Raw genomic sequence first — 7,298 nt, forward strand, 5'->3', positions numbered from 1 at the left:
GCCGACTGAGTAGCCAAGACCAGTACGGTAGTCGGAGGCACTAAGGAGGTGTGCGATGCGGCGAACCCTAGCAGCGACGTTTGTCGCCGTCGTCACCCTTGGCGCGCTGTCTGGTTGTAAGGGCAGCGCGAACGATCCGGCCGGCATCACTCAAGTATCGGATGCGCCCGCGGCTTCTGCGCCGTCGACGAGTCAATCCCCTGGGCCCAAGCCGACCTCGCAGGATGTGAATCCGAACGCCAAATCGACGGCGACCCCACAGCGAGGCGGTGTGAAGGAATTTCTGCCTGGCGTGACTGGGATCATTAGTGATCGCGTCGTTACCGGACCCACGTCCCAGACCCTCGTCGTCAACGCTGGCACCGTCACCGACTACTACTTTCTGTGTGATACCCCCGACGCGCTGATGAGCGTCACTGAAGACGACGAGTCGACGATATCGGCTCCGTGTCATGAAGGGTTCGCACATCTGAGTGTTGGCAAGCGGGTGCAAAACGGGCAGATCGAACTACACGTCGATGCGCCTGAGAACGTCACCTATGAATTCGTCATCACTGAAAATGCAGTGGACAACCAACGCCACTGAGCTACGGGCAGCCCTGAGATACCTCAAGTTGGTCGGCTTCGATACGCTTTGGGATGGACGCAAAGATCCTCTCTGAAAGGTTGGTCCATGGCAACCATCGAATTCATCGAAGCCCGTGAGATCCTCGATTCCCGCGGCAACCCGACCGTTGAGGTCGAGATGATCCTCGACGACGGCACTCAGGCCCGCGCTGCGGTTCCTTCGGGCGCCTCGACCGGTCAGTTCGAGGCCGTTGAGCTGCGTGACGGCGATAAGAAGCGTTACTCCGGCAAGGGTGTTCTCAAGGCTGTCGAGAACGTCAACGAGAAGATCGCTGAAGAGGTACTCGGCTGCGACGCAAGCGAGCAGCGGATTATCGACCAGATCATGATCGAGCTCGACGGATCTGACAACAAGGGCAAGTTGGGTGCCAACGCCATCCTCGGCGTCTCCCTGGCTGCCGCTCACGCCGCCGCTGACTCTGCGGAGCTCCCGCTGTACCAGTACCTCGGTGGACCGAACTCCCACGTGCTGCCCGTCCCGATGATGAATATCCTCAACGGTGGTGCCCACGCCGATTCCGACGTTGACATCCAAGAGTTCATGATCGCCCCGATCGGCGCGGAGTCCTTTAAGCAGGCTTATGAGTGGGGCGCTGCCGTCTACCACTCCCTCAAGAAGGTCCTCAAGGACAAGGGCTTGGCTACCGGTCTGGGGGATGAGGGCGGTTTCGCCCCCAACCTCCCCAGCAATGCTGCCGCCCTGGACCTCATCATCGACGCTATTAAGGCGGCCGGCTTCGAGCCTGGTAAGGATGTTGCCCTCGCTCTTGATGTCGCTGCCTCCGAGTTCTTCGAAGACGGCAAGTACACGTTCGAGGGCCAGGCTAAGACCTCGGCTGAGATGATCGAGTACTACGAGGGTCTCATCGCTAAGTACCCGCTGGTCTCCATCGAGGACCCGCTGGACGAGGAAGATTGGGACGGTTGGACCGAGTTCACAAAGAAGCTCGGCGAGAAGATCCAGATCGTCGGCGACGACCTGTTCGTCACCAATCCGAAGCGCCTCGCCAAGGGAATTGAGACCAAGGCTGCCAACGCCTTGCTCGTCAAGGTGAACCAGATTGGCTCCCTCTCGGAGACCATTGACGCCGTCGAGCTCGCCCACCGCAACGGTTACCGCTGCATGATGTCGCACCGTTCTGGTGAGACCGAGGACACCACTATCGCCGATCTCGCTGTCGCGCTGTCGACCGGCCAGATTAAGTCCGGTGCCCCGGCCCGCGGCGAGCGTATCGCCAAGTACAACCAGTTGCTGCGCATTGAGGAGGAGCTGGGTGACTCTGCCGAGTACGCCGGCGCTTCCGCTTTCCCGCGCTTCCAGGCCTGATTGACGCTACGAGGTGCTGACCACAGCACCTGACATGGCACGACCGTCCCGGTGTTTCCGGGGCGGTCGTGCCATGATGGATCACGATGGCCACTACACCAAGCAACAGACACCGTCCGTTCGGAAGGTCCCAGCGACCGGTCGGGGGGCGGGCGCGCGTATCTTCGCCGAATCGCTCAGGTCCGAGGAACCGCGGAAATTACGAGCGCACTACGCGCACAGAGCCTCCTCGTAATCGAGCTACCCACGAGGAGGGTGGCCAGCCTCGCCGGTTCGGACTCACCCTCAGGGCAGTTGTTATGGGCGCTGCGGTTCTGCTGGTGCTTGTCATGATTACGCCGAGTTTGGGTCTGTACTTCTCTCAGCGTTCCCAGATCTCCCAGATCCAAGATGACGAGGCCCGCACACGCGCTTCCATCTCGACCCTTCAAGACGAGGTCAAGAGGTGGCACGATCCCGACTACGTCCGTGCTCAGGCGCGCTCCCAGCTCGGCTGGGTGATGCCGGGCGAGACTGGGTATCAGGTCATTGGGGAAAATGGCAAGGTCATCGGTTCGGCAACTTCTTTGGACGAGAAGGACCCAGCGACTGTGGCCAGCGCTGACGCCCACTGGTGGCGACAGGCTGCGGGGTCAGTCCGAGACGCTGATCATCCAGCTCCTCCCAGTGCCACTCCGGGTGTGATAATCACGCCTACGCCCTCAGCGAAGCTGTCTTCGCCCAGCCCTTCTCATAGATGAGGTGACCATGCTCGAAGAATTCACCGAGAACGACCGTCAGGACGTCCGGGACCAGCTGGGCCGCGAACCACGAGGAGTCGCTGGTGTGGCCTGGCGCTGTGGCTGCGGCAAGCCAGGTGTCATCGCTACTGAGCCCCGGTTGCCGAACGGCACCCCTTTCCCAACGACCTATTACCTCACTTGTCCGCGTGCTGCATCTCTCATCGGCACCCTGGAGTCTTCGGGGCTGATGACTCGAATGACGGAACGTCTCGGTGAGGATGAGGAGCTTGCCGACCAGTACCGGCGCGCCCATGAGTCCTACATTGCTGATCGCGCCCGGATCGGTGAGGAGGCTGGTCTTGACCCGGTTCCGGAGGTCAATGGGGTTTCCGCTGGTGGTATGCCGACGCGCGTGAAGTGTCTGCACGCTCTAGCAGGACACGCTTTAGCTGTCGGGCCGGGGGTCAACCCGTTCGGCGACGAGGTCGTTGCGGAGCTGGGAGAGTTCTGGTGCAGCCCATGTGCCCCTGAGCATCACGAGCCGGAGTCGGATAGGAGAACTGCATGAGTGGCAACCACACCGTTGCAGCTATTGATTGCGGGACGAATTCGATTCGCCTCCTCATTGCATCGGCCGGTTCGGATGGGCGTTTGGTCGAGCAGGCACGAGAACTAGAACTCGTGAGGCTCGGCGAGGGGGTTGACGCTACTGGAGCCTTTCGCCCCGACGCTTTGGAGCGCACTTTTGCCGCTTGTCGCTCCTTTGCTGCGATGGTTGAGCAGCATGATTGTGGCCAGGTGCGCTTTGTTGCTACCTCGGCCGCTCGCGACGTCTCCAACCGCAATGCTTTCTTTGCGGGGGTACGTCAAGCTCTGGGTGTGGACGCGGAAGTCATAGACGGCACAGAAGAGGCGAGATTGTCCTTTGCTGGAGCGATGTCTGGGGTCCAGGTGAGCGATGAGCCGGTTCTTGTTATCGATTGTGGAGGTGGCTCGACGGAGCTGGTGTTGGGCCGAGGGACTGGCATTGACTCCCAGGTGAGCATCAATATCGGGTCGGTACGGCTGCGTGAACGTTTCCTCCATGACGACCCGCCCACCGTCGAACAGATCGACGCCGCTCGTAACTACGTTCGTGAAACCCTGGCGTCCTGCCCGGTCGACGTTGCAGCCGCCCGTACCGTTATTGGCGTTGCGGGTACGGTCACGAGCCTGTCCGCAATTGAGCAGGGCCTCACGGAGTATGACCGCGCCAAGGTTCATCGTTCGGTGCTGACGGTTGGCCAGATTTCCGACCTGGCGGGCAAGCTGTTGTCGTCTACTGTTGATGAGGTCGAGCAGATGGGGCCGCTGAAGCGCCGCCGTGCAGAAGTGTTGTGTGGAGGTGCCCTTATCATTGATGAAATATGCCGCCATGCGACGGCAGGTAAGCTTGTCGTCTCGGAGACAGATATCCTTGACGGCATGGCGCTGGCCATGCTGGCGCAGGGGAGCTGAATTGCTCCTGGCCCCCGTAGCCCAACCGGCAGAGGCAGACGGCTTAAACCCGTCCCAGTGCGGGTTCGAATCCCGTCGGGGGTACTCAGCTTTGCCACGAGCAGCTACGCAGCGGGTACGACCTCAGTCGTCGCTGCGGGTAGAAGCTCGTTCTGCGGTACGGGGAAGGTTTCGCGTCGTCGCGGCGTTGTTTAAAGTAGGCGTCACCATAGTTTTCACAGGAGGATCACATGGCCAACCCGGTCTTTAGCCGAGCCGAGGCTTTTCAGCCGCGCGGCAATCCTTACGGGCAGCCGGCTTACGCAGGCCAGGGGTATCAATCGCAGTACGGCATGTCAGGGCGGTCTGGTAACGAGTGGGACTCTTTGCCGAATGGCAGCAGCCCGCAGGAGCAGCATGCCGAGCGCGCGATGACCTTCGACGACGTCCTTGGCCGTACTGGTCTGGTTCTGCTGATCATTGCTGCTATTGGCGCTGCGAGCTTCACCTTAATTGGGCCGAAAACGGTTGCGAGTGGTCCCGCTTTGGTCGTTGGGTCGATTGCGGCGTTCATTACTGCGATGGTCGTCAGTACTCGTCGCACGGTGCCGGTTGGCGGCGTCATCTTCTACTGCATATGTGAGGGGCTGGTCCTTGGCTCTCTGTCGGCCATCTTTGAGGCCACCTATCCCGGTATCGTGGTGCAGGCTGTTTTGGGTACTTTCGCCGCTGCGGGGGTGACCCTGGCGGCCTACAAGTTCTTTAACATCCAGGTGACGCCGCGATTCCGTCAGATCATCGTCATCTCAACCTTTGGCTTTGCCCTTGCGATGCTCGTCAACCTCGTTTTGACGCTATGTGGGATCAACATTGGCGTTGCCAGCTTTGGCCCTATCGGCATCTTGTGCTCAGCGGTGGGTGTGGTGCTGGCCGCCATGAACCTTGTCGTAGATTTTGACTACGCCGAGCAAGGGGTGCGCAACCAGGCTCCAGCCTCTGAGGCTTGGCGTGCCGCCTTCGGTATCGCTGTGACGATGGTGTGGCTCTACACCGAGATCCTACGGATTCTCAGCTATTTCCGTTCTGAGTGACGTCTACGTCAGAAGGGGCTTGGGCATCAGGACCAAGCCCCTTCGTCATGTCTGCGGGGTGTCATGTCTGTGGGGGAGTGGGGACTGTCAGGTGCTAGGGACGCCGCGCAGATGGGCCTCGAGGCATACTCGCGTAGCGGCTCCCCAAGACAGTCGACGCCAGCGCCATAGCGGGATCCACTGAGCCGACTGGGTGGTGCCACCGACGTCAATGACGTAAGGATCGGTGGGGTTCTCGCTGGTGGCCGAGTAAATGATGCGCAGGGCATGGAAATCCTCCAGTACCCCAGTGGGAGAGCGCCCGATCCAGTGATCGGATTGCAGATCGATGATGCGGTTAAGGCGAACGCACTGCCCAGACTCTTCCATGATCTCTCGGGTGACTGCCTGAGCAGGAGACTCACCGGGCTCCAAGCCGCCTCCAGGCAGGGCCCACAGACCGGGGACCGCGGTGCGCGGAGAACACTCGGTACCTAGCAGTCCTCGCCGTGACCGGACGACGGCGTAGGCGGCAATACGTTGGTAGGGCCGGATTGATTCGCCGGCCCGGCGGTCGTCAGAGAGGTCAGGAACCCCGTTTCGGGTGCGAGGTGGTCGGGAACTGGACGTTCGCGGTGCGACGTGGGCAGTGACGACGATCTCATCATTGATGCGGTCAGCTGACAAGTACTCCCTGACGACGAGCCCGTGACGCCACAATTCGACGTGCGGATTCATCCCGTGACGGACGTGGAAGGCATGGGTCTGCCCACTGCCTGGCGTTCCGACTGCGGTGATGAGCACACTTTCATTCAACCACCTTGAGCCTAGCCAGCGGTCTAGCTCCTTGATGGGCTGGGCTAGTCGAGGAGCCGGGGGGCTACTTAATCTTGTCGGTGACGTCGGCGCCGTCGGTGCTGAACATCCTAGTCACACCGTCAATGTCAACGCGAAGGACGGGCGCGCCAAGCTTCGTGTCCTGCGAAATGGTCCACCCCATGTCGGAAGGCTTCTGACCAGCCTTCACAGCTGCGAGATTCATAATGCGGACGATGACGCACGGGTTCAGGAGGGTAGGGGAGAAGGTTGCGGACGCATCCCCCTTGCGCTGCACGGCCCATGCGGGCATGTTGGCAGATCGGGTTCTCCTCATGACAATGCCAGGTGTCGTCGTCGGGGTATCAACCATGATGGCGTTGTCCGGCTGGTAGCTAACTTGGCTAACGTGCTTAGCGCCGGCGACAGCATCACTTAACGCCTCAGCCATGCCCGGACACGACGCGAAGTCAATGTGGTTGATGGCAGATCCATCGGGCCGGAAGAAGACGGTCTGGCTCTCTGGCTTGGTCGAGACTGTCATGAGGACAGTGCCTTGGTTGTATTCGACGATCTGCAGGTTCTGGTTCATATGGGATCCAGAGATATCGGCAGCCTTGCTCAATATCGCGGGCATCTTCTCGACGGCGAAGTGGTCGGGATCGAAGGGGCGTGACGCTGTTTGGGTGCTCTGGGTTGCTGACGAATCGATCTTGCCGTTCTTCCAGGTCCAGACTGTTGGGGAGCCACCGATCTGAGCGGTGATGCTGAGTGCGCTCTTGGTGATGTCTACTTTGGTGATGGGAGCATTGCCGGACGCCGCAACGAGCTCATTGATGATCGCGCGGGTATGAATGCCGTCGAGCGGGGATGCCGAGGCCGTGACCTTGGAAGACGGAACCAAAGCAGTTCGGCTTGGCTCGTCTGAGGGTGTCGTAGGAGCCGTCGAGGTGCATGACGAGCACAGACACAGCGTGACCACGCTAAGGATCACGCACGCGGTTTGATGGAACCTTATTCGACACGTCACGAGGTGAGTCTATGAGGAACCTGGCAGCTGGTTCGGGCCCGGGAAGGGGCAGAGACGGGGACAGGGGCTAGGTGGCGATACGGCTATCTAGGCGGATATCTAGGCGGATTTGCATTGGTGGTGGGGTGTGTGTAGTGTTTTCCGAGCTGTCAGGGGCTGCTTGTGGTGGTTTCGGATGGTGGCCGGATTGGGATTGATGCTTGTCGGGTTTGACGGTGAGTGTTGGTTTC

8 protein-coding genes and 1 tRNA gene are annotated in these 7,298 nt (G+C 60.5%); 7 read left to right on the plus strand and 2 right to left on the minus strand.

Annotated elements, in window-relative coordinates; translation table 11 throughout:
• The first annotated feature begins 55 nt into the window (after positions 1-55).
• The 7 genes from A5483_RS02750 (at position 56) to A5483_RS02780 (ending at position 5,243) form a co-directional block, all read left to right on the plus strand.
• Positions 56-586, plus strand: coding sequence for a hypothetical protein (locus tag A5483_RS02750; RefSeq protein WP_063810918.1), 531 nt, complete (start codon positions 56-58; stop codon positions 584-586).
• 87 nt (positions 587-673) lie between these two features.
• Positions 674-1,954: a phosphopyruvate hydratase gene (gene eno / locus A5483_RS02755; RefSeq protein ID WP_002549588.1), complete on the plus strand. Its 1,281-nt coding sequence runs from the start codon at positions 674-676 to the stop codon at positions 1,952-1,954.
• A 299-nt stretch (positions 1,955-2,253) separates the two neighbouring features.
• Positions 2,254-2,694, plus strand: coding sequence for an FtsB family cell division protein (locus tag A5483_RS02760; protein WP_063810919.1), 441 nt, complete (start codon positions 2,254-2,256; stop codon positions 2,692-2,694).
• Between the two features lie 7 nt (positions 2,695-2,701).
• Complete coding sequence (locus A5483_RS02765; protein WP_063810920.1) at positions 2,702-3,244, plus strand: DUF501 domain-containing protein; 543 nt, start codon at positions 2,702-2,704, stop codon at positions 3,242-3,244.
• Complete coding sequence (locus tag A5483_RS02770) at positions 3,241-4,173, plus strand: Ppx/GppA phosphatase family protein (RefSeq protein WP_063810921.1); 933 nt, start codon at positions 3,241-3,243, stop codon at positions 4,171-4,173. Before A5483_RS02765 ends, A5483_RS02770 begins: the two co-directional genes overlap by 4 nt.
• A 10-nt stretch (positions 4,174-4,183) precedes the next feature.
• Positions 4,184-4,257 (plus strand) — tRNA-Leu (locus A5483_RS02775).
• A gap of 146 nt (positions 4,258-4,403) precedes the next feature.
• Positions 4,404-5,243 carry a Bax inhibitor-1/YccA family protein gene (locus A5483_RS02780; RefSeq protein WP_002549637.1) on the plus strand — a complete coding sequence of 280 codons (840 nt, stop codon included), beginning with the start codon at positions 4,404-4,406 and terminating at the stop codon, positions 5,241-5,243.
• An 87-nt stretch (positions 5,244-5,330) separates the two neighbouring features.
• Here A5483_RS02780 and A5483_RS11155 read toward each other — a convergent pair whose 3' ends face one another.
• Together A5483_RS11155 and A5483_RS02790 are read right to left on the minus strand one after the other, a co-directional pair.
• The gene (locus A5483_RS11155) at positions 5,331-5,960 is read right to left on the minus strand and encodes an NUDIX hydrolase (protein WP_193790428.1); all 630 of its coding nucleotides are present in this window, start codon (positions 5,958-5,960) and stop codon (positions 5,331-5,333) included.
• Between the two features lie 142 nt (positions 5,961-6,102).
• Positions 6,103-6,942, minus strand: coding sequence for a hypothetical protein (locus A5483_RS02790; RefSeq protein ID WP_042842967.1), 840 nt, complete (start codon positions 6,940-6,942; stop codon positions 6,103-6,105).
• Positions 6,943-7,298 lie beyond the last annotated feature (356 nt).

The organism is Cutibacterium namnetense (assembly GCF_001642025.1).
Lineage (GTDB): Bacteria > Actinomycetota > Actinomycetes > Propionibacteriales > Propionibacteriaceae > Cutibacterium > Cutibacterium namnetense.